A 20,955-nucleotide genomic window follows, 5' to 3' on the forward strand; every position below is an offset into this window, starting at 1 on the left:
GTGCGATACAAAATGATTCTATTACTGAGCTAACTTATATCAATACCCAAGCTCTTAACGAAGTCATCATAAAAGACACTGATACAAGCAATCCCTTATAGCCTCTCAAGAAAACAAGAAAATCATCTCCCACAATAGAATCATTTCTCTACAGCAAAACTTTATCCCACACATGTTCTCAAGAAAAAGTGAAAAACGCATCTCACCCAATGCATTCATTAATGAAACAAAAGAAGTTCACCACTAGAAAAGAAAGAAAACGCTAAAGTTTTAACTACTAAAACGGAACGCCCACGATACATTCGCTGTTCCACATCGATAGAAGACGATGCAAGGGAACCTCAACATTCATCTTAAAGCGAAAATGCACGCCCCAAGCGTGCATTGATCGATGAAATAAAAGAAGTTGACCTCTGGAAAAGAAAGAAAACGCTCAGTCTTTAACCACTAAAACGGAACGCCCACGATACATTCCCGTTTTCAAATCAATGTGATGAGGACGACGTAATTCACCAGAATTTTTATCTTCGATATAAGTCGGCGCCTTCAGAGCATCAGCCGAACGGCGCATGCCCCTCTTCGCTGGAGAGGTTTTTCGTTTAGGTACAGCCATAAAAAGACACTCCAAATCCATTAAAACAGAAAAAGCAATGTCAAAAATGACAATGCTTCATTTAAAACACCATAAAATTTGATGATATTATACACTGATAAAAAAGAAGAGGCAATGTCAAAATGATCCCCCTCTTACCAAAAATGACCTTCCTGTTATCAAAAATGGTGTCACAATAATCAAATGAATATCAAAAACACTGCAAAATTTAAGAATTTTATACACCAATGAAAGCTTTTTTATAAGCCCTTCATTCAATTTTTATTTGGTTTAAAAAGGGATTTGCGCATACAGTAGAGATACAGATAAAAAGAGAAGTTGATTTTTAATAAAAAACGACGCCAATTTATGAAAACAAGAAAAAGCAACAACCTTTCTCTTTAAACTTCATAATTTCATTTTTGTAAAAACAAAGGAAGCAAGAATGCACGAATTTACCACCCTTCTTGCAAAACATGGACATACCGTTGAAAAGCGGCTTGATACCCTGTTAAGTGATCAAATCCAAAATGGTGAAATTTCACGCCCTAAAAATTTAATCAAAGCCATGCGCTATGGTGTGCTGAACGGTGGAAAACGCTTGCGTCCTTTTCTTGTAATTCAAAGTGCTGCACTTTTTGACGTCCCTGTAGAACATTCTCTTGATGTTGCATGTGCCTTAGAATGTATCCATTGTTATTCGCTCATTCATGATGATCTTCCCGCTATGGATAACGATATACTCCGGCGTGGAAAACCCACCGTCCATATAGCATTTGATGAAGCAACAGCAATTCTAGCAGGCAATGCCCTCTTAACATTTGCCTTTGAAATTATTGCTCATAAAGCTAGTATTTTATCTACAGATATTAGAATCAAGCTGATCACGTCTCTTGCACAATCGGCAGGGCTTGGCGGTATGTTAGGTGGACAAATGCTGGACCTTGAAGCTGAAAAAAGACCGCAAGAAAGTACTGACATTATCACTCTACAACACATGAAAACAGCAGCCCTGATAAGCTTTGCTTGCCAAGCAGGTGCCATCATTGGCAATGCATCTAAAGAATTAACTGAAAAACTTACTGATTTTGGTACCTATCTTGGTTTAGCCTTTCAATTAACCGATGACCTTCTTGATGTCACCGCCAACACGCAAACCCTAGGAAAAACGGCTGGGAAAGATGAAACGGCACAAAAAGCCACTTTTGTTCATCTCTACGGCATTAAAGAAACCCAAAAAAAGCGAGATACACTCATCAGTAAAGCAGAAGCATTCTTACATCCTTTTGGCGCTAAAGCACTCCCCCTCCAACAAGCAGCACACTTTAGTGCAATACGCCAAAATTAAACTTCATCTACCCTATTGTACATAGTGTACACCGTCATATTTATTAAATGCATAATAGACTTTTCAAAGAAACATTACCATTAATCTCCATTATACTCCTTATCATGAAATGGGTGCGACAAATCTTGAGAGGAATTTCATTAAAACAAGCCGCGTGAATTTATAACACAAATGCATTCTGGGTATCCTATTTTGCATGAAAAATGCCTTCCATTAAAGACTAAAAGAAACAAAATGTGAAAATGCGTAATCACCATGTTTTAAAAGATATTACAGTGGATGCTTTAAAGCCGAATAAAAAACAACCGGAAAGAGGAAAACTCGTTTTCTCCTTTATGTCTTTAATCTTCTAACGATAAGGCAAAAATAAACAGAATAAGTATAAAACCAGGCATTTTATAAACCCGCAAAAAACAATAAAAATGCCGATTGGCTTTGTAGCCTTATCAAAGTCATCTGTTGTTTATTGCCAACCCTAGGAGTACAATGCCCTCAGTAGAGAGTCGTAATTTTTATGCCTTTCCACGCTATCTTGTTGTAGAAGATCAAATATGCTTACATTCTGTAAATTCACTCGTGTATTGCTTGCTCTCTAAAAACACTTTTACAAAAGTGCTCGTTGTTTAGTTTAAGCATCATTTTTTTGAAGCTCGTATTTAAAATATCAGAAAAAAATGAACATAATGGCTATTTTGATTTTTATGCCACCCTCAAAGAACAAAGTCTTTTAACCTAATCTACTCTGTAAACAGTCTAGTTTCCTACCGAGTAGGTTTCTCTCGCTTTCCACGCATGCGATTCACTTAAACTAAAGACGCAATAAACAAGACTTAAGAATATTCACCATGCACTTCTTAAAATACTTAATGTATCAAACAGGCTACCTTCACCACCCCTCAAATGACAGTATGTTACGGCATAACAGGATAAATAAAGCCATTAATTTCAATAGAACGAAAGACCAAAAAAATATTATTACCGATCTCTCTTTTCTTAGCAAGAAATATATAATACATTGATTTATAATGATAATTTGCGGTTTTTAACTTGAATAAGAACCCTGAATACCGTAAGATTCTCTCATTTCAAATCTGTGTATGTTAAATCAATCAAAATCACTTGCTTGCACGTCACAAGCGGGAAAAGCCGTGTGGGGCAAAACATCAAAGAAAAGACTAAAAACTGCCTCTTATGAACCGTCTTAAAAGCCAAGGGCTGTCCGCAACATTAGGGGCTAGCAAAGTGAATAATTGTGTCGGCATGCTCCTTCAAAAGAAGAAACATTTTTATTTACAAAAGTGTGTAATAACTTCAATTGAATAATAATCATGATCACTGTACAACTTTAATTCATCACGCTCTTTATCTCGTTTATTCAATTCATCACATAAAAAGAAAATTGATAAGATTAAACAGAGAATGATCATTGCAACAGAAAGATAAAAAAAGTCCTTATTATTATATATAATAGCGCAATCTAATTTGTGATAAGTAGTTTTTTCAATCCAAGTGCAAATTTCCTCCTTTAAATGCAATTTTCTTATTAAGATGAAAAGCATCATTGTAAGTGAACCTATGCCTGTTGTAAAAGCTGGAAAATATGTCCACCTTTTGAAGCCATAATAAAAAAACATGCAACATGGCCAAGAAAATGCCGCGATTATCAAGAGTATTATAGCCATTGAATATCCTTCGAGAGAATTTTTCTCATTATCCATTCAATGTCATTTGTAAATTCTTCTTGGTTTCATCATGTCATATATCGTGTTTAGCTCTATGCAAAAACGCGCTATTTGTTTAACATTTTCATCATCACCGGTCCTCATACTCGACACGAGATCAATCATTTGTGTTTTGAAACTCATGCCATTTTCACTTGAAGAATTAAGAAACTTTTTCGCGTAATCAATCATGGGGTCGGTAGAATTCATAGACATATTATATGCCCAAATAAAATCGCTTTCTCTCCAATTATAGTCATAACGCAAACTGCTTATGACATTGGGTAGCATTGCCCATGACATCTCCTCATTATAATCACCGCGTAATAAATTAACGAAGCGTCCACATAAAACAATCAGTATGTGACGATGCCATATAATATCAAATTTGGGCGCGATATTCTGATAATCACGGCTATAAACGAAATTTCTTGCTTGTTCCTGCTTTTGAAAATGTTCAAAAGCCTCGTATTTTTCACTTATATATTCTTCGTAAAGTTTATTGTACTGTTCTAGACTATCCACACGCGTACATCCCACCAATACAAATACAAAAAAAGAGTTATCAATGTTACAACACGCGTTATGGATAACGATTTCATCGCTTTACCTTTTAATGACCATAATTTGTACGGCTTAACAGATTCCTATCAAATATATCAATATATGCTGTTTTCTTGTGGCTTATTTGTAGCAAATTGTACTCAACAATATTTCTGTACTTGGTTTTATTCCCTCTCAAAGAGGGGAGATATCATTCAAAGTTTCCATAGATAAGTTTATTATCTGGATAAGAGTATTTTCTAACATCAGAAAATACAGAGCTAACGCCACAATCAAAGAGAAAATACTCAAAAACGAGCCATAATGAGAATGAACAACGTAAAAAAATTATCTCAACAAGATAATTGATATTTTAAAGAAAACAGCAATAAAACGCGTTAAATATATCAACAATAAAATCAGTCATGAGGAAAGCCTATTTGAACAGGCTATAAATTGTCCGACTGCTTAAATTAGCTCTAATGAGATAAAGTGTTACCAGCAAGGAACCAATAAAAACGGGAAAACTGCTCTATCACCATTCCTTAATAAGCATATAATCTGGCACAATCATTTTCTTTATCAGCGTCCAATCTTATCAGCAACTCTTTGTGCAATATTCATAAGCAGCATTTTTATTTCCTTTTTAACGATTATTATGCCAAGCCCACTTATAACGTACAAGCAGATGACTTTGATTGCTTCAACATACATAGATTTTAAATAAGAATAACTGACACTATTCAGCTTTCTCATTCAACATGCAAAAACAACGATGCGCCTTAATAAATCAAAGCCTTGTTCCACTATGAAACCCTATAAAACACGTATCGTAATAAGTTAATATTTTCACTGAACTTTTTTGAGAGTTCCTTCTAAAAAAAGTACTGCCAACAAGTAAATCAATAAATAAATAGCAAAAATATAAACGAGTGAGAAAAAGCCAAATATATTGACCATATACGCACTCATGTAAAAAAATACCAATAAGCTAAATCTCCCAACGGTTGACAAGAAAGATTCATATGTAGCCCTGAAATGATCACTAATACTATCATGCAAAACAACTTCTACACGAAGATATGTATACTTAATGAGATAAAAAATCATACAAACTAAAATGACAGCCATTTCTTTTCTTGGTTCAAAGAAAGCAACGGTAAAAATCAGTGAAGCCGAAAGAAACAGTAGTAAAATAAAATTCACTCTTTCACTTAGTTTTGTAAAGAGAAAACTAGCCAAGAGCTGAGAGAACAATATCAGTGAAAATGTCACACCAAGATCAAAATAAGTGACATTAATATTATGATCTTTAAATATCCACTGCCAATACTGCGAGAATATATTGAAAAAGATCAATGAAAAATAAAAGCATAAAGAGATATAAGGAACTTTAATAAAAATAGACAACATCTCCTTAGCTTCACAAATGAGAGAATTCGCTTTATTTGGTTTTTTCTCCCCCTTCAAGTCATCAAGAAAAAACAAACCAAATAGTGTCGTCATCAACATTAAAAACGCCGCGATATACCATATATATTGGCTAGAATAATCAGCAAAATATGCCCCGATTAAACTGAATATAAACATGCCGATATAATTATATTGAGAGCTGGAACCAAGCACTTTTTTAGTAGATGTCAATTTTGCTTTTGCATATTGAACAAGTAAAGCATTATAGGCTCCAGCAATTAATGTCAGCGATAAGGCATTAAAAGTTTCTGCCAAAAGAAAACCATAAAAGCTTGTAGAAAATCCCATGAGAAAGAGCCATGTGGCAGCAAAAGCCGCTGCCAAAACGATCGATATTTTATAACTTTTTCGATCAGCAAAATATCCCAGAGGAATATCGGTAACCATCATAATAAAAGCCTGAAACGACTTAATGATCCCAATATCAATAAGCGTTAAGCCTTTTTCAAGCATATAAAAGACAATAAAGGCGCCGGTTAAAATCCTTATACCGTTAAATAAAAAGCCAAACGCTAATATACTTGTCATGCACTCCCCCAATAACGCCAAAAAAGGCACCCGTATACATCATTTTATATCAATATAAAAGCTTACATTTTACGACAAATAGGACTATAATCGCTATAAGGATTTCCAATCCTATCAATTTGATACCCAAAAAAATGCTGGGAAAATACCTGAAAAATCAATAAACAATGTTCTTTCTATAATTTGACATTTGTCAAAATCCGCTAAATATTTCACTGTCTCAAAAGCAGCCAAAAAACCAGCAACAACATTTACGGATCTATTAAAGTATTCATATCGTTTTGCTTAATAGTCTTAACACACTCAAACTCATTAATATCCTTCATAAGCTTCTGATTCTAAAACAGGCATATCATCTGGTTTTACCTAAAATAATAAGCAACCAAGGACAGTATTGACCATAGCTAAAGCAGCACACAGCACCCTCTTCACATTGAAGACAGCTTGTTTAAAAAAACGACACACCCTTTTTACTTCAACCTTATGCGATTTTTACCTCAACCTTGCCCAAAGCGTGTATGAATATAATCACTCAAAAGCGCTTCAAATTCTTCAGCAATGTGATCACCCCGCAAAGTTTTTACCTTTTGTCCCTCAATAAAAACAGGTGCCGCTGGACTTTCCCCCACTCCAGGCAAAGAGATTCCAATATCCGCATGTTTTGACTCCCCCGGTCCATTGACGATACATCCCATCACAGCCACCTTCAAACTTTCAACCCCAGGATATTTTTCACGCCAAACGGGCATATTTTTGTGTAAATCCGCTTCAATTTTTTGCGCCAATTGCTGAAAGACCGTAGAAGTTGTGCGCCCACAACCAGGACAAGCCGCAACAACAGGCAAAAATTGGCGAAACCCCATCACTTGCAAAAGTTCTTGCCCCACCTTTACTTCTCGTGTCCGATCACCACCAGGTTTTGGTGTTAAGGAAATTCGTATCGTATCGCCAATCCCTTGCTGTAATAAAATACCCAAAGCCACCGAAGAAGCAACAATGCCCTTTGTTCCCATCCCAGCTTCCGTTAATCCCAAATGAAGAGCATAATCACAACGCGCCGCCAAGGTGGTATAGACAGCAATAAGATCTTGGACATCACTCACTTTAGCAGAAAGAATAATTTTATCACGCCCCAACCCTAACTCTTCTGCTAAAGTAGCCGAAAGCAAAGCCGACTGCACAACAGTTTCCCGCATCACTTCAGCCACAGATAAGGGTTTTTCTTGCTGTGCATTTTCATCCATAAGCCGTGTTAACAACGCATTATCAAGAGAGCCCCAATTCACGCCAATGCGAATAGGTTTATGATACCGACAAGCAATCTCAATAATTTCTGCAAATTGACGATCTTTTTTTGCGCCAAAACCAACATTTCCAGGATTGATGCGATATTTTGCAAGCGCTTCAGCACACGCAGGATGCTCAGATAAAAGCTTATGACCAATATAATGAAAATCCCCAACCAATGGTACAAAAAAACCTAACCTCTCCAATCGCTCCCGTATTTTTGGTACAGCCGCCGCCGCTTCATCGCGATCAACAGTAATTCGAACCAATTGTGAACCAGCTTGCCAAAGAGCAGCTACTTGAGAAACAGTTGCATCAACATCAGCGGTATCTGTATTGGTCATTGACTGTACAACTATCGGGCTCTGCCCCCCAATAATCACATCACCAACAGCAACACCAACAGATCGACGACGCTCAAGTGGTTTAGATAAAAAATAGGTCGTACTCATCAAGTCCTCAAATTTTTAAAACCTGCGCTATCAATCATTATTTACATTGACTTCCTCCGCGCTTCAAAGGACGAAAATTACACCGCCCACCAATCTTAACAGATTGCTCTTAAAAGGTTCTACCTACTAACACTGATGCAATACAATTCATAGGTAGATTCATTCTATAGACGCACCGGATAAGTTCTACTATTTCTGTTCAAGTTTATACTTCTACACTTGGTTGCTTCAAAAAGAAACTGAAACAAAACAGAGACAATACTGTATTTTTAAATTGCATGCCGATACCTTAATCAACGTCACCACAAAACAATGTTTTACAACACAACAGATAACGCCTATCAAAGCGCAATTTTTAAAAATGCATGAAAGACATCGCCAAATTAATCCAACATATTGATTTATAATAATCTATTTTTTACAAATTTGAATAGCAACCCCAAATATCGTAAGATTTCCTCATTTTAAATCTTCTTAATTGAATCAATCAATACCACTCCCTACAGCCACAAGAGAATAGATAGATAAAAACTCCTTATAAACTATTTCAAGTGCCAAAAGCTATCCCAACACTTTAAACAAACAAAAAAATGAAGACATCGCCCACCATCTTTATGAATGAATCTTACACCATTTTGTAAAAATTTTTACCTTACATCCTTAACAAACACCATCACGAAATGAACTCAAGTACATTAAGAAATGCCTCATTAAACCCAAACTTTTAATTCTCATCTCACCCACGCGCGGCATTATCAATGCAACCTTTCAATTTTCAAGCCGTTATAGCAAAACCCCAAACACCATCCCAACGATCATGCAACAATTTAACATATGAAGGAGTCAATAAATGTGTCTATTTTCACCCCATAGAAAAAATGCTAAAATTAAAAAACGTATAGCACAATTAAAAAGAGAGCTGGTTCCCGTAAATTATTGGAGTTCTCAAAATGATAGCTTTGAAAACATTTCTGAGCTGTTTAACACATGGAAACAAAAAGGCCGTCACGCACTTTATCACCTCAACGAACATGCTACAGAATTAAAGAAAAAAGTGAAAGAAAATCCTAAAAAAACCCTCGCATTAGCAGCAGGAGTCGTTTTAGTAAGCTTCTTACTGATCCGTAAAAATTAATAACACAACCAATAACCTTCCCTTTTAATGCCCGCCTCAAAGCGGGCATTTTTTATGGTTTACAAAATATAAACTTTACGTCTTCCTCCTAACTTTACGCCCTCTCCCAAAAGGATAAGTTTCCCATCCGACCCAGTCTATAATCCAGTTTTTTATCTGGCATCCCCCCCCTACCCCCATCTTCCAAACATGCGGTGACACCACACCTCAAAGGACAGTGTTGTGCAAAACCACAGGCAAAGCTTCCAATACTCCCCCCCTACTGAGTTAGTTCAAAAGAAATGGAAGTGAGTAAAGATGCATGCGCTTTAATATTCTAAGGAACATTATTTTACATCATGACATAAAAGTATAAGAAGCCTAAGAGCTTTAAAACATGTAGTATAGCAAACCAAACGAAATCTTCCAATGTAAACAACCACTTGCTATAAGTAAATGACGCAAAAATTAAACTGAAAAAACCCAAAATTTCATCCTCCAGAATCGACTCGCTGCGAAGTATCTACATAGGTAACCACGGACATGCCAGGAATGAGTTTTTCAATTCCTTCCTGCCCAGGATCTAAAGCAATCCGTACTGAAATACGTTGCGCAATTTTGATAAAATTACCAATTGTCGTATCCGTTTTTAACAATGAAAACTCTGAGCCTGTAGCAGGTGCAAAACGAACCACACGCCCTGTTAACTTTTTGTTGTTCAATGCATCAACAGAAAAAACAACCGGTTGTCCCACACGCATCTGAGAAAGTTGCGTTTCCTTATAATTAGCAATAATCCAAATATCATCAGAAATAACAGAGACCAATTGTGTCCCCGGCATAACATATTGCCCTACCCGCGCTCCAACTAATCCAATATAGCCTGTTCGAGGAGATAAAATCTTTGTGTGATCGAGATTAAGTTTTGCCAACTCAACACTCACCTTCGCTCCCGCAATTTCTGACTGTAAACTTTGCCGTTCAAGATCCAATTGTTTTTGCAATTGGCGTTTTGTTTCGAGAGCTGTCAAGAGTTGTGAAAGAGGACGAGAAACAGAACTTGCCGCATCACCAAAACCTAACTTTTTACTATCTGGAACAACATTGGAAAATGCTCGTGAACGCGCCAATTCCACCTCTGCTGTATTAATTTCGCCCTGCAAAAGCTGTGCTTGTAATTCAATACTTGCCAGTTTTGCATTTTTTGAATCGAGAACAGCCTGTGCCCGTGCAAGCTGCTGCCGAAAAAGAGAATCATCGAGCTCAAAAAGCAGCATTCCCTTTTCAACACGTTGATAATCTTGCACATAAATCCGTGCAATCACCCCAGAGATCTGTGAACTAACCAGAGTAACATTGCCCTTAATAGAAGCATTATCCGTTATTTGAATGTTACTCACAAAAGGAGGAAGCCTCCAAGCCCACAAAATCAGCAAAACACCCGTAATGCCCGATAGGAATGCAACAATCGTAGCTTTTGACCGTAATTTTTTTATCATTTTTTGCACCCCTCTTTCTATGACATTACTCTACTTTTCTAATGCACGCAAAGAGCATGACTTAACAATCATTGTGACAAGAAAAATAACGAATACAACCATTGAAATATAAAAATAAAGCCGAAAAACGTCATCATAAGCAAAAATATTTGCTGTTAACTTAAATTTCTCTATCAACATAGAAGTACCCTGCTCACTTCTCAAGCCATTGGGAACAGAAACACCATAAGAAGGCGAAAATAAAGTATTCATCTCACCAGAAATAAGCGGATCAGTAATAATAATATTTTGTGTTAAGGACTCAAAGTTCTTATGGGCAAAATAAAACTGAAGGCTGCCAAAAAAAGCCGACCCCATCAATCCCCCTGTCACTTGCGTTAGCAAAAAAACAGCAATAAAACTTAAAACGTAACGCGGTCCTCGCTCACCAGCGATCACAAACCCTTTGAAAAGAGCCGGAGGCAAAAAAAGTGCATAACTAAAACTCACCAACCCTTGGCTCAACATCATATCTTGTGGGCGCGTTAAATGGTTTACATGACTATCTAAATAAGCTCCTAACGCCAAACAACCCAAAGACAACAAATAAAAATAATCCTCACGCCCCGCCCGTAAAAAAAAGACACAAACAGCCCCCCCTAACAGAATCCCTAATGTCACCGCAAGATACATGGGCGCCATCTCACGATTGAGCAAACCAAAAAGATTAAAAAACCCTACGGGCAAATTTGACCGCTCCAATAAAAAAACATGAAAAATAAATAAAATAAAAACAGATTGGACCATTTCTTTACTGAAAATCCAACGGAGATCAATCAACGGTTTTTCTCTATTAAGCTCAATAATAATAGCAATAGCCAACGAGAAAATAGCAAGTGCGAACCCCCAACCAATCCATGGTGCTTCATACCACCAATACAATATGCCAACAGACATGATCACAGCATTTAATCCAAGACCAAGAGCAATCAAACCATAGCTTATCCAATCTAATTTTTGAATAACCTTACTACGCACAACAGGAGTAAGAGGCAAAGTATAGATACAGACCAAGCTGATAAGAACCAACCCCATTTCCAGAGCGGAAAGACTGGAAAAACCACCATTTTCCAGCAAATCAGGAGAAATCAAACGTGATAAAGGTGCCGCTAAAGCCGCATTCATATAATTCAAACTAAGACCAACAGTAAACTTCTTTGCTGGAGCAAAAGCCTCCATCATATAAAGCAGCGCAAGCGAAGCCAAAGGAGCAGCAGCAATCCCAGCAAAAAAGCGAATAATCAATGCAGAACGCAAATCCGTAACAAAGAGCTGCAACACGCAAACCAAAACAAAGCCAAGAATTGATAATTCAGCAAAAGCGCGCAGCCCAAATTGATAGCGGATTTTGATCAACATAATCGCTACACTCACATTTGGCGCCATATAAGCCGCTACCAGCCATGTCGTCTCGGCCAAAGTTGCATGAAAATCACCCGTAAGATGGACAATGTTAGACTGAACAATATTAGCCCCTAAACCATAAGCCCATTGCAAAATAAGAGAAGCAAAAATATAAACAAAGCACTTTGGCAAAGGTCCCGCAAAGACACGACCAGGATGAGGAAAAGGTTTTGCACTCCTTTTAGCAGACACAACCGTACTCTTTTTTCCGCTCATGTCATCTTTTCCTGTAACTCTGCTACGCTTCTATCAACACAGCACCATCAGCTGACAACTGCTGGAAAAAAGCCTCTATTTTATGATTGTCCTCATCACTTGTCCCTCCTTCTAACGTCGCTTGAATCTGCAAAATCTGCTGTTCTAATACATCAAAAGAAAGATTCTCTACAGCCACAACGTGCTCTACCAATAAAGAGCAGCCTGAAAAGGTAATATTTGCAACGCCCCCGCATACAACAAATAATTTTTCACCCACAGAGGTGCGAACACGAACACTGCCCAACACAATACTTGCCACCAATGGCGCATGATGCGCCATAACTGTCAAATAACCTGAGGCTGAAGGAAGAACAACAGACACGACCTGCTCTGAAAACACAATTTTTTCAGGCGATACAAGCTCAAATAAAAAATGCTCTTCTCTATTGTTTTCCACAAAAGTCTCCACAATACCCGATATAAGGACTCTCCGTTTTCTCCAACGACTCGTCCTTTTTAACGAAAAATACCCATGACAGTTTTCTCTTGAATAAGAAGCTTCTTACTAAGAAGCCTCTGCCATGAGACGCTTTCCTTTTTCAAGTGCTTCATCAATCGAACCAACCATATAAAAAGCAGCTTCTGGCAAATCATCATAATCGCCAGCACAAAGCCCCTTAAAGCCTTTGATTGTCTCTTCCAAAGGAACGAGTTTCCCCGGTGAACCAGTAAAGGCTTCCGCAACATGGAAAGGTTGCGAAAGGAAACGTTCAATTTTACGCGCCCGCCCCACCAGCAATTTGTCATCTTCAGAAAGTTCATCCATTCCAAGAATAGCAATAATATCCTGAAGCGCTCTATAACGTTGTAAAATGGTTTGCACTTGACAAGCAACAGTGTAATGCTCTTCCCCCACAATCAATGGATCCAACATACGCGAGAAAGAGTCAAGCGGATCAACCGCTGGATAAATCCCCTTTTCCGCAATAGAGCGCGAAAGAACAGTTGTTGCATCCAAATGAGCAAAAGACGCTGCCGGCGCCGGATCCGTCAAGTCATCTGCCGGAACATAAATTGCCTGAACGGAAGTAATAGAGCCTGTTTTTGTACTAGTAATACGTTCTTGCAACGCCCCCATATCTGTTGCCAAAGTTGGCTGATACCCCACAGCAGAAGGAATACGCCCTAAAAGAGCAGACACCTCAGCTCCTGCTTGCGTGAAACGGAAAATATTATCCACAAAGAAGAGAACATCTTGTCCTTCATCACGGAAACTTTCTGCAATTGTCAATCCTGAAAGAGCCACACGCGCACGCGCTCCTGGTGGTTCATTCATTTGCCCGTAAACAAGGGCACACTTTGACCCTTCCGTTGAACCATTATTCTCTTTTGGATTCACATTCACGCGGCTTTCGATCATTTCATAATAAAGATCATTTCCTTCACGTGTACGTTCTCCCACACCAGCAAATACAGAATAGCCACCATGTGCCTTTGCAATATTGTTTATAAGCTCCATAATGAGAACGGTTTTTCCAACACCAGCACCACCAAACAAGCCAATTTTACCTCCTTTAGAATAAGGGGCTAACAAATCCACGACTTTAATACCGGTGACAAGAATTTCCGAAACAGTCGATTGCTCAACATATTCAGGTGCCTCTTGGTGAATAGAACGTGTTTTGGTTGAAGCGATTGGTCCCACATTATCCACCGGTTCCCCAATCACATTCATAATACGTCCCAACGTTGCTTCTCCTACAGGAACGCTAATTTGTGTGCCTGTATCCACAACCTTTTGGCCCCGCATCAAACCATCAGTCGTATCCATAGCAATCGTACGCACGGTATTTTCACCCAAATGCTGCGCAACTTCTAATACCAAGCGATTGCCTAAATTCTCTGTTTCCAAAGCGTTGAGAATATTTGGCAATTCACCTTCAAATTGCACATCAACAACAGCACCAATAATCTGCTTGATTTCACCAACAGCGCCTTTTGCACGCTCTTCTTTTTTTGCGGATGTATCTTTTTTTACAGGTGTATCTTTAGCTGCATCACGCGCAGGTACAGAGGAAGCCTTTACATCCACTTGAGATTTCGAAGCGGCTTTTTTCACGCTGGAACGAGCAGCTGGTTTCTTTTTTTCACCTTTTTCTGTTCCTTTGCTTGAGGTTACTGCTTTTACCATCAATCCTTACCTTCTCCATTTAAAGCGCTTCAGCGCCCGCAATAATTTCGATCAATTCTGTCGTAATCTGTGCTTGACGTTGACGATTATAAGCCACCGTCAATTTACTAATCATTTCACCCGCATTGCGCGATGCATTATCCATAGCTGTCATCTTGGCGCCCATTTCACCAGCAACATTTTCTAGCAAAGCCCGAAAGATTTGCACCGAAAGATTACGTGGTACAAGGGCCTCTAAAAGAGACGCAGCATCAGGTTCATATTCATAAACAATCGATTGTGAACCTTTGTTATGATCGGTTTGCTCCACAATATCTATTGCCCTAACAGTTGCTTTTGGAGCAACCATTGGAATCAAATCCAAAGCTGTTGGACGCTGATTAATTACGGAAACAAATTCAGAATAAAACAGCGTACAAACATCGAAAGCGCCTTCATTGAATAAATCAACAATCCGTTGACTAATCATCACTGCTTCTGCAAAACCAATTCGCTTTACAGCATGCAAATCGATATGATCAATTATCAAGCCTTTGTAATCACGCGATAAAATATCCGCGCCTTTTTTACCCACAGTGATAATTTTTACTATTTTATCAGCCGCCAACAATGCCTTAATCTGTTCACGTGCACGACGAGCAATTTGCACGTTAAAAGCACCACACAAACCGCGCTCAGCAGTACACACCACCAAAAGATGTACATCATCGCGCCCCGTACCACGCATAAGAGTAGGCGCATCAACACCATCTACATCAGCAGCAACACTGGTCAAAATATCAGCCATTCTCTTCGCATAAGGGCGTGCAGACTGCGCTGCCTCTTGAGCACGATGCAACCTTGCCGCTGCAACCATTTGCATAGCTTTGGTAATCTTTTGTGTTGCTTTAACCGAAGCGATACGGTCTCTAAGATCTTTTAGTGAAGCCATTCAAGCATTCCATCAATTCATCACGAGAAATTTTTTGCATAAGTATCAAGAACAGTTATCAACTTATCTTTCAGCTCATCTGTTATTTGCTTTTGCTCAGCAATTGCCTTTAAGAGATCTTGATAATCACTACGCAAAAGCACTAAAAGTCCCTGCTCAAACCGCACAACATCAGAAACCGCCAAAGCATCAAGATAGCCATTCACACCCGCGAAAATAACCACCACCTGTTCTTCTGTTTTGAGCGGAGAAAATTGCGGCTGCTTCAACAGCTCTGTCAAACGCGCACCCCGATTTAACAGACGCTGGGTTGACGCATCCAAATCAGAGCCAAACTGCGCAAAAGCTGCCATTTCACGATATTGCGCCAATTCACCTTTAATCGAGCCAGCAACTTGCTTCATTGCCTTAATTTGTGCAGCAGAACCAACACGCGATACAGAAAGACCAACATTTACAGCAGGACGAATTCCTTGATAAAACAAATTAGTCTCTAGAAAAATTTGCCCATCAGTAATCGAAATCACATTTGTAGGAATATAGGCAGAAACATCATTTGCTTGCGTTTCAATAACCGGCAAAGCTGTCAACGACCCAGATCCATTTTCCGCATTCAACTTCGCAGCCCGCTCTAAAAGACGCGAATGCAGATAGAAAACATCTCCCGGATAAGCTTCACGACCTGGAGGACGACGCAATAAAAGAGACATTTGACGATACGCCACCGCCTGTTTTGATAAGTCATCATAACCAATCAAAGCATGTTGCCCATTATCACGGAAATACTCACCCATAGCACACCCAGCAAGAGGTGCAATAAATTGCAGTGGTGCTGGATCAGAAGCGGTCGCTGCAACAATAATAGAATATTCCAGCGCTCCACGTTCTTCTAAAACTTTAACGAATTGTGCCACCGTCGAACGTTTTTGACCGATAGCCACATAAATACAATAAACTTTGTCTTGCTCTCGTCCAGCCCCTTTTTCATGAAAAGGTTTTTGGTTTAAAAATGTATCGAGCAAAATTGCTGTTTTTCCTGTTTGGCGATCACCAATCACCAATTCACGCTGCCCCCGTCCAATAGGGATGAGTGCGTCAATCGCTTTCAATCCGGTCGACATCGGTTCATGGACAGACTGACGCGGAATAATTCCAGGAGCCTTAACATCGACACGACGACGCTCTGTTGCTTTAATGGGCCCCTTACCATCGATAGGGTTTCCCAACGCATCAACCACACGCCCAAGCAAAGCCGGCCCCACAGGAACATCGACGATAGCACCTAACCGCTTTACACAATCACCTTCACGAATATCACGATCTGAGCCAAAAATGACCACACCAACATTATCAACTTCCAAATTGAGTGCCATACCACGCACACCGTTTGGAAAGGCGACCATTTCCCCTGCTTGGACATTATCCAAACCATAAACGCGAGCAATACCATCCCCTACAGAGAGAACCCAACCAATTTCTGAAACCTCAGCCTTTTGGTCAAAGTTTTTGATTTGCTCTTTTAGAATTTTTGAAATTTCAGATGGTCTAATATCCATCAGCTGACCTCTTTTTTCAATGCAAGCTTAAGTGAAGACAATTTTGTGAGAAGAGACGTATCAATTTGAGACGATCCCACACGAACGATTAATCCACCAAGAATTGTTGGATCCACAATGATGTGCAGCAAGACTTTTCCTCCAACAACACCTTGCAAAGCCTCACACAACTCTTGTCTTTGTTGAGAACTTAAAGGGCACGCAGAAACAATTTGCGCAGTAACCTGCCTACGAGCGCGTGCAACACAATGCTGGAAAGCACGTAAAATACCAAATACGGCACTAAGCCTACGGTTTGTTGCAATAACGCGTAAAAAATTACCAATGACCTGCCCTGCGTTTTTATCAGCAAATTTGATGTTTGCACAAACAGATTGCATCACCTTAATTTGCTCTTTAACTGAAAAGAATGGACTAAGCACAAAGCGTTTTAAATCCTTATGCTCCAAAACAAGTAAAAGATCCTCTACTGCCTTTTCAACCTTTTCAACGTTTCCGGCTTCTTGAACGCAATCAAAAAGCGCTTGCGCATAGCGTTGATCTACCAACGGCAGCGGTATGAGAGAAAATGAATCCGACACGAAATACCGCCTCTTTCCCTTGAGCGACTCTCTGATAGTTATCAGATGAAATGAAACAGACATTCTCAATCTTAAGAATCTTTTTCTTAAAACCTAGAACAAAAATCACTTGGTTTCTAGCATAGACATAGCCGACTCGCAACACCACAAATCGCTGCTTTTTAAAAATTTTAATAAAATATTCAAAATATTTTTGAAAAGCATTTTTTTTAGATATACAGGATGGCATCACAGTTTTTTTATGCCTCTTTTTGACATTCTCTGAGCGATTTTTTCACTCTCTTTGATTTTTCTTCAAATGCCCTTGCCACCATAATAAAACACTTCTTCTCTAAAAAACACTCCCTTTATCACCACAAGACCTTTAATGAGATGCAGCTGCGATTGAAAAAGTCTATTATTTCAAACTGATAAGAAAGAAAAAATAATGAATATCCTCCTAAAAATTAAAGAAAACATTGCTCTTTTTTCTTCAAATACCCACTCCTTTTAAAAAATTTCACCAAGTAATATTTTCTTGTAAGCACACTCTTTAAATATACAAAACATTGATTTATAATGATAATATATCATTTTTCATACCGGACAAGCTTCAAATATCGACAAATTCTCTCTTTTCAAATTTTTTTATCAAAATCACGCCCTTCATTAAGCCCGCATAGCTTCACTTTATATGGCACTATATTGCACTGATTTAGAAAAAGCATAGATCAATTTGAACGCGAATAGAATTGGGTATTTTGGGTGTACAGCTAAGCATTTTCAGCCCTTATAAAAAGAATCCGCCTATCAAAAGAATACTGTCCCTCATACAAAAAAGAAGTAAAAGCCGAAATGATAGTGCCCTCGAAGAAGAGAGGCGCTTCTGCTGGTTCTATAACAAAGATATTTTTTCCCGTGGCTCTACTTAATGCAATACATGTATCATATTTTGCTGCTTGGATGCTTATTCTGAATAATATAAGAGTTCAAGTAAAGCACCTTAAGCAAAGAGACCTTCACTTTATGCGATACTGGTTTTAGAAAAAACTTTGCGGATCAATATCAATTTGAACCCGAACGGAACTGGGCATTTTGGGTGTACCGCTAAGCATTGCACGTATAAACCCTTGTATATCAAAAGAACGCTGTCCTTGCAGCAAAAGCCGAAAACGATAACGCCCCCGAACCAAAGCCAAAGGCGCTTCTGCTGGTCCCATAACCGAGATATTTTTTTCCCGTGGCGCTGCCTGACGCAATGCGCGCGCATAATGTTCTGCTGCTTGGCGCTGTTGTGCAGACACGATCAAAGAGGCAAGCCGCCCATAGGGAGGCAAATGATAATGCTGACGTGCTGCAATCTCACGTGTGTAAAAATCTTCTGGCTGGCATGCAAGTAAGGCTTTGATGACCGGATGATCTGGTTGATAAGTTTGCAATAATCCTAAACTTTTCAATCCCACACGCCCTGCTCTTCCGGTAACTTGAGAAAGCAGCTGATAGGTACGTTCACTTGCGCGTAAATCGCCATTGGCAAGACCAAGATCAGCATCAATAACGCCAACCAGAGAGAGCTTGGGAAAATGATGTCCTTTAGCGACCAACTGTGTTCCAATAATAATGTCCACATCGCCATTTGCAATGGCTTGTAATTCGCTTCGCAACTTCCCAATCCCTCCTTTGAGATCTGTTGAAAGGATCAATGATCGCGCTTGAGGAAAAAGCATTTGTGTTTCTTCGGCAATTCTTTCCACACCCGGTCCACAAGCCACGAGATGATCTAAGGTTCCGCATTCAGGACAGGCTTCAGGAAGTGGTTCATGATATCCACAATGATGACATTTCAGTTGCCCTTGCGCACGATGTTCTACCAACCAACTTGAACAATCGGTACAATGAAAACGATGTCCGCAAATTCGGCATAAAGTCAAAGGTGCATAACCACGACGATTAAGAAAAAGAAGAGCTTGTTCGCCCTTATCAAGCGTTTGTTTTAAAGCCCTTTCAAGAGCAAAGGAAATAAAGCGCCCCTTTTGCACCCCTCCTTGGCGCATATCAACCACCCGCAACTGTGGAAGTGCAGCTTCTTTAAAACGGGAAGGTAAATGCACCTTTTGATAACGCCCTTTTAAAACATTGGCTTGGCTTTCAATCGACGGTGTGGCTGAAGATAAAATAACAGGAAAATGCTCAAAAGAGCCCCGTGCAACAGCCATATCACGCGCATGATAAAAAATGCGCTCTTCTTGTTTATAAGCGCTATCGTGCTCTTCATCGACAACAATCAAGCCAAGTTCATGAAAGGGAAGAAAAAGTGCTGAACGAGCCCCCGCAACGACACGCACCCGCCCTTCTGCAACTTGCCGCCAGACGCGTTCTCTACGACGTGGCGTCAGATCAGAATGCCATTCTGCTGCCGCAGCGCCAAAGCGTGCATAAAAACGATCTAAAAACTGCTGCGTTAAAGCAATTTCCGGCAATAAAATTAAAACCTGCTTACCTCCTCTGAAGGCTTGAGCGACCGCTTCAAAATAAACTTCCGTCTTTCCTGATCCGGTAACACCATCAAGCAAAAAAACTTGAAACTGAGAAGATAAAACACCTTCCCGCAATAATGTTGCTGCTTCATTTTGCGCTCCCTGCAACTGAGGGGGACAAAAATCAGGATCAGGCATTGCCACAAGATCAGGAGCAGGAACCTTAACATCTTCAAAAATTCCTAGCGCTTTTAAACCTTCAACAACAGAAACCGAAGTTCCAGCCGCATGTGCCAGACCAGAACGTGTCCATATCTTCTCATTACGCACCAATTCCAAAATCCGTGATCGCGCTGGTGTGAGACGTTCTACATTTCCACCACAATATCGCAAACCCAGCATCTGCGCTTCCGGCTCTAAAGCAGCCGGTACCGACAAAACCAATCGTGCTACAAGACCAAAAGGTGCCATTGTATAGCGACTAACAAAACGCAAAAATGTGATCATTTCTGCCTTTAATGGGGGACAATCAAAAACATGAAGCAGAGAGCGTAATTTTTCACGCGCCACAGGAGCAGACTTTTGCCCATCGGCTGTCTGCTCTCCAACGTCCACAACAAAACCGCAAAGCTCACGCCCCATCAACGGAACCCGAACAAAGGAACCAACGTTCACCTCCATAGAAGATGGAACTTTATAACTATAAGCGTGAGCAACAGGAAGAGGAACCAATACGGATACAATCTTTTCCTCTATCATGTTTGAATTCATCTTTTAAACCAATCTACGACCTATTGAACACCAACAGGCCTAAACCTTAATCTTTAAACACTCTTATAAAATTCATTGCAGGATTCAATCCCCCCGATTACAACACTTTTCTAACAAAAATTCTTTTTAATACTCATTTCATCACCAAAGTGCCAATAAAAGAACCAATCTCATCGTCTATAATAAAAAACTCTATAGCAAAAAAAACAGCGCCATTCTTCTGTGCAAATAAAGCGCATCACTATTAAGCATTCAACATGCTATCGGTTAA

14 protein-coding genes are annotated in these 20,955 nt (G+C 39.3%); 2 read left to right on the forward strand and 12 right to left on the reverse strand.

All coding sequences use genetic code 11. The annotated features are described in order from the left end of the window. Window positions 1–433: 433 nt before the first annotated feature. Window positions 434–613, reverse strand: a complete 180-nt coding sequence (rpmF, locus tag ACFIMS_RS00450) for a 50S ribosomal protein L32 (RefSeq protein ID WP_005774555.1) — start codon at window positions 611–613, stop codon at window positions 434–436. 424 nt (window positions 614–1,037) lie between these two features. Here rpmF and ACFIMS_RS00455 point away from each other — a divergent pair, with 424 nt between their 5' ends. After that, window positions 1,038–1,940: a polyprenyl synthetase family protein gene (locus ACFIMS_RS00455; RefSeq protein ID WP_375696267.1), complete on the forward strand. Its 903-nt coding sequence runs from the start codon at window positions 1,038–1,040 to the stop codon at window positions 1,938–1,940. 1,724 nt (window positions 1,941–3,664) lie between these two features. On the opposite strand, the gene ACFIMS_RS00460 is transcribed toward ACFIMS_RS00455, so the two are convergent. The 3 genes from ACFIMS_RS00460 to ispG form a co-directional block, all read right to left on the reverse strand. After that, window positions 3,665–4,186, reverse strand: a complete 522-nt coding sequence (locus ACFIMS_RS00460; RefSeq protein WP_375696268.1) for a hypothetical protein — start codon at window positions 4,184–4,186, stop codon at window positions 3,665–3,667. A gap of 867 nt (window positions 4,187–5,053) precedes the next feature. Further along, a complete protein-coding gene (locus ACFIMS_RS00465) occupies window positions 5,054–6,205 on the reverse strand; it encodes an MFS transporter (protein ID WP_375696269.1) in 1,152 nt (383 codons plus the stop codon). 497 nt (window positions 6,206–6,702) lie between these two features. Next, window positions 6,703–7,944, reverse strand: a complete 1,242-nt coding sequence (gene ispG, locus ACFIMS_RS00470; protein WP_375696270.1) for a flavodoxin-dependent (E)-4-hydroxy-3-methylbut-2-enyl-diphosphate synthase — start codon at window positions 7,942–7,944, stop codon at window positions 6,703–6,705. Between the two features lie 850 nt (window positions 7,945–8,794). Here ispG and ACFIMS_RS00475 point away from each other — a divergent pair. Then, window positions 8,795–9,079, forward strand: a complete 285-nt coding sequence (locus tag ACFIMS_RS00475) for a hypothetical protein (protein ID WP_375696271.1) — start codon at window positions 8,795–8,797, stop codon at window positions 9,077–9,079. A 470-nt stretch (window positions 9,080–9,549) separates the two neighbouring features. Here the strand turns inward: ACFIMS_RS00475 and ACFIMS_RS00480 are convergent, their stop codons facing one another. The 8 genes from ACFIMS_RS00480 to ACFIMS_RS00515 all read right to left on the reverse strand — a co-directional run bounded on the left by ACFIMS_RS00480 (window position 9,550) and on the right by ACFIMS_RS00515 (window position 20,672). Beyond that, entirely contained in the window at window positions 9,550–10,557 is a 1,008-nt protein-coding gene (locus ACFIMS_RS00480) for an HlyD family secretion protein (RefSeq protein WP_375611727.1), read from the reverse strand. Window positions 10,558–10,587: 30 nt separating this feature from the next. Beyond that, window positions 10,588–12,216, reverse strand: coding sequence for an MFS transporter (locus tag ACFIMS_RS00485; protein WP_375696272.1), 1,629 nt, complete (start codon window positions 12,214–12,216; stop codon window positions 10,588–10,590). A gap of 22 nt (window positions 12,217–12,238) precedes the next feature. Beyond that, window positions 12,239–12,655 (reverse strand): ATP synthase F1 subunit epsilon, encoded by a 417-nt coding sequence (atpC, locus tag ACFIMS_RS00490; RefSeq protein ID WP_375611725.1) that lies wholly within the window; start codon window positions 12,653–12,655, stop codon window positions 12,239–12,241. A 108-nt stretch (window positions 12,656–12,763) separates the two neighbouring features. Beyond that, window positions 12,764–14,389: a F0F1 ATP synthase subunit beta gene (gene atpD, locus ACFIMS_RS00495; RefSeq protein ID WP_375611724.1), complete on the reverse strand. Its 1,626-nt coding sequence runs from the start codon at window positions 14,387–14,389 to the stop codon at window positions 12,764–12,766. A 19-nt stretch (window positions 14,390–14,408) separates the two neighbouring features. Continuing rightward, window positions 14,409–15,320, reverse strand: a complete 912-nt coding sequence (locus ACFIMS_RS00500; protein WP_375611723.1) for a F0F1 ATP synthase subunit gamma — start codon at window positions 15,318–15,320, stop codon at window positions 14,409–14,411. Between the two features lie 20 nt (window positions 15,321–15,340). Beyond that, window positions 15,341–16,876: a F0F1 ATP synthase subunit alpha gene (atpA, locus tag ACFIMS_RS00505; RefSeq protein ID WP_375696273.1), complete on the reverse strand. Its 1,536-nt coding sequence runs from the start codon at window positions 16,874–16,876 to the stop codon at window positions 15,341–15,343. Next, window positions 16,876–17,457 (reverse strand): ATP synthase F1 subunit delta, encoded by a 582-nt coding sequence (gene atpH / locus ACFIMS_RS00510; protein ID WP_375611721.1) that lies wholly within the window; start codon window positions 17,455–17,457, stop codon window positions 16,876–16,878. The genes atpA and atpH overlap by 1 nt, the downstream gene beginning before the upstream one ends. A gap of 1,019 nt (window positions 17,458–18,476) precedes the next feature. Beyond that, complete coding sequence (locus tag ACFIMS_RS00515) at window positions 18,477–20,672, reverse strand: primosomal protein N' (protein ID WP_375681269.1); 2,196 nt, start codon at window positions 20,670–20,672, stop codon at window positions 18,477–18,479. Between the last annotated feature and the right edge of the window lie 283 nt (window positions 20,673–20,955).

This window comes from Bartonella sp. AP331QHHD (genome assembly GCF_042195905.1).
Lineage (GTDB): Bacteria > Pseudomonadota > Alphaproteobacteria > Rhizobiales > Rhizobiaceae > Bartonella.

Coding starts and splice junctions, on each gene's coding strand:
- rpmF (WP_005774555.1), bottom strand. CDS start 613: ATGGCTGTACCTAAACGAAAAACCTCTCCAGCGAAGAGGGGCATGCGC.
- ACFIMS_RS00455 (WP_375696267.1), top strand. CDS start 1,038: ATGCACGAATTTACCACCCTTCTTGCAAAACATGGACATACCGTTGAA.
- ACFIMS_RS00465 (WP_375696269.1), bottom strand. CDS start 6,205: ATGACAAGTATATTAGCGTTTGGCTTTTTATTTAACGGTATAAGGATT.
- ispG (WP_375696270.1), bottom strand. CDS start 7,944: ATGAGTACGACCTATTTTTTATCTAAACCACTTGAGCGTCGTCGATCT.
- ACFIMS_RS00475 (WP_375696271.1), top strand. CDS start 8,795: ATGTGTCTATTTTCACCCCATAGAAAAAATGCTAAAATTAAAAAACGT.
- ACFIMS_RS00480 (WP_375611727.1), bottom strand. CDS start 10,557: ATGATAAAAAAATTACGGTCAAAAGCTACGATTGTTGCATTCCTATCG.
- ACFIMS_RS00485 (WP_375696272.1), bottom strand. CDS start 12,216: ATGAGCGGAAAAAAGAGTACGGTTGTGTCTGCTAAAAGGAGTGCAAAA.
- atpD (WP_375611724.1), bottom strand. CDS start 14,389: ATGGTAAAAGCAGTAACCTCAAGCAAAGGAACAGAAAAAGGTGAAAAA.
- ACFIMS_RS00500 (WP_375611723.1), bottom strand. CDS start 15,320: ATGGCTTCACTAAAAGATCTTAGAGACCGTATCGCTTCGGTTAAAGCA.
- atpA (WP_375696273.1), bottom strand. CDS start 16,876: ATGGATATTAGACCATCTGAAATTTCAAAAATTCTAAAAGAGCAAATC.
- ACFIMS_RS00515 (WP_375681269.1), bottom strand. CDS start 20,672: ATGATAGAGGAAAAGATTGTATCCGTATTGGTTCCTCTTCCTGTTGCT.